This is a genomic window from Streptomyces sp. NPDC102437 (genome assembly GCF_044765565.1).
GTDB lineage: Bacteria > Actinomycetota > Actinomycetes > Streptomycetales > Streptomycetaceae > Streptomyces.
The window spans coordinates 1-2,068 of sequence record NZ_JBIWKI010000152.1 but is presented as its reverse complement, the minus strand read 5'-3'; the positions used below and the strand labels follow the sequence as shown (position 1 = coordinate 2,068).

The following is a 2,068-nucleotide window of genomic DNA, read 5'->3' as shown; positions in this document are numbered from 1 at the left end:
CGGTGGGGATGTCGTAGACCCAGCCGCGCAGCGTGAGGGTCTTCGCCGCCAGTGCCCGGACGACGCTGGGGTGCGTCGCCAGGTTTGCCAGCTGACCGATCACGTTGTTCCGTACCAGGACGCTCACCTTGTCCTCGCCGGGCTCGGCACAGGCCGTGCGGACCCGGGAGGCCTCCGCGTGCCGCAGCCAGTGGGCGACGGCCGGCAGGGCGGCGAGGTCGTGCTCGTCCGCCAGGGCGGTCATCGCGCCGCAGGCGGAATGCCCGCAGACGACGATGTCGGACACGCCCAGGACGGCGACGGCGTACTCGATGCTCGCCGCGATCCCATCAGCGTTCGGGGTGTAGGCGGGCACCAGGTTTCCGGCCGTCCGGATGACGAACAGCTCGCCCGGCTCGCTCTGTGTAATCAGCTCCGGTATGACGCGGGCGTCGGAGCAGCTGATGAACAGGGTGCCGGGCCGGTGCGTGGTGGCCAGGTGCTGAAAGTGCGCCGCCTGGGTGGGGAAGATGCCCCGCTGGAAATGTGCGACTCCCTCGGCGAGGTCTTGCATGATCACTCCTTTCGGCCAGTGCCCGACTGGTGCGGGTTGACGAAGTCCACCATGCATGAACTGTGCTTATAGAGTCCAAGACGCACTGAATATAAGATCTATTGACCTCATCTATAGTCATGTCATGGGCTTCGAACTACGTCATCTGCGCTATCTGCTCGCCGTCGCCGAACAAGGCAGCTTCACCCGCGCCGCCGAAGTCCTGCACATCTCCCAACCGACCCTGTCCCAGCAGATCAGACAGATGGAACGCCTGATGGGCACGCAGTTGCTGGACCGTACGGGCCGTGCCGTGCGCCTCACCGACGCCGGGGAGACCTACGTCCACTACGCCCGTCGCGCTCTGCAGGAACTCGCCGCTGCTGAACGCGCCGTTCACGACGTGGCCGACCTCTCCCGCGGCAGCCTGCGCCTGGCGGTCACCCCCACCTTCACCGCCTACCTCATCGGCCCCCTCACCGGACAGTTCCACGTCCGTCATCCCGACATCACCCTGAGCATCAGGGAGATGACGCAGGACCGCATCGAGTCCGCCCTCCTTGCCGACGACCTCGACCTCGGGATCGCCTTTCGCGGTGCCCACCTGCCCGGCATCTCCACGGACGACTTGTTCGCCGAAGCCCTCAGCTTCGTCGTCGGCACCCACCACCCCTACGCCGACCGGACAGCCCCGCTACCCGTGCGAGAACTGGAAAGCCGCCCCCTGGCCCTGCTCAGCAGCGACTTTGCCACCCGCAGGCACATCGACACCTACTTCGATCAGCACCGCACCACACCGCGCATCGCGATGGAAGCCAACTCGGTCAATGCCGTCGCCGAAATGATCCAGCGCACCCCTCTGGCATCTGTGCTGCCCGAGGCCCTCGCCCGGGATCACCCGCATCTGCGTGCCGTCCCCCTCGACCCGCCCCTGCCCGAGCGCATTGTCACTCTGCTCTGCCGCTCGGGCTCCTACCAAAGCGCAGCCGCCCGGGCTTTCACCCACCTCACCCGACAATGGGTCGCCTCCAGCGGATACTCCTCCTCCCTGTGAGGTCGCGGAGGCAGCGGGCGGTGGCCCATGGCGCAGGGACGCCGTCGGTCGAGCCACAGGTCGAGCCGTGGAACTCTCCCTTCGTACGGCACGCCCTCTGATCGACTGGCGCACGGCCCGCACGGCCCGCACGGCCCGCACGGCCCGCACGGCCCGCACGGCCCGCTCAGCTCTCGCGGACGGTCACGGACGCCGCTGTCACCGTCGCGGGCAGCGGCCGGCAGGACACAGGTCTGGAGTTCGGAAGTACCGGCTCCGGAGCGATTTGTTGCGGCTTGAGTGCGGGCCGTGGATACGTGTGGCCACCGGGACATCTGATAGGCGAATGCCGCCGCGCCCTTCCCGGACCCGCTAAGTAGCGGGTCCGGGAAGGGCGCGGCGGCATCTCTAACCTGCGCGTTTCGCTTGGGCTTTGGTCCGGATCATGAGCGGTAACGCGAAAGTGCCTTCTGAGCTGGGACGATGAACCTTGTCGAGGGGTT

2 protein-coding genes are annotated in these 2,068 nt (G+C 67.3%); one reads left to right on the top strand and one right to left on the bottom strand.

From position 1 onward, the window contains the following. The coding region (locus ACIRJP_RS42485; protein ID WP_404186591.1) for a carbonic anhydrase at positions 1–553 on the bottom strand (553 nt) is incomplete at its 3' end. Between the two features lie 124 nt (positions 554–677). Here ACIRJP_RS42485 and cynR point away from each other — a divergent pair. Next, positions 678–1,586 carry a transcriptional regulator CynR gene (cynR, locus tag ACIRJP_RS42480; protein ID WP_404186589.1) on the top strand — a complete coding sequence of 303 codons (909 nt, stop codon included), beginning with the start codon at positions 678–680 and terminating at the stop codon, positions 1,584–1,586. Positions 1,587–2,068 lie beyond the last annotated feature (482 nt).

What these genes read in the sequence shown, in the direction of transcription:
- cynR (WP_404186589.1), top strand. Translation starts at nt 678, where the DNA reads ATGGGCTTCGAACTACGTCATCTGCGCTATCTGCTCGCCGTCGCCGAA.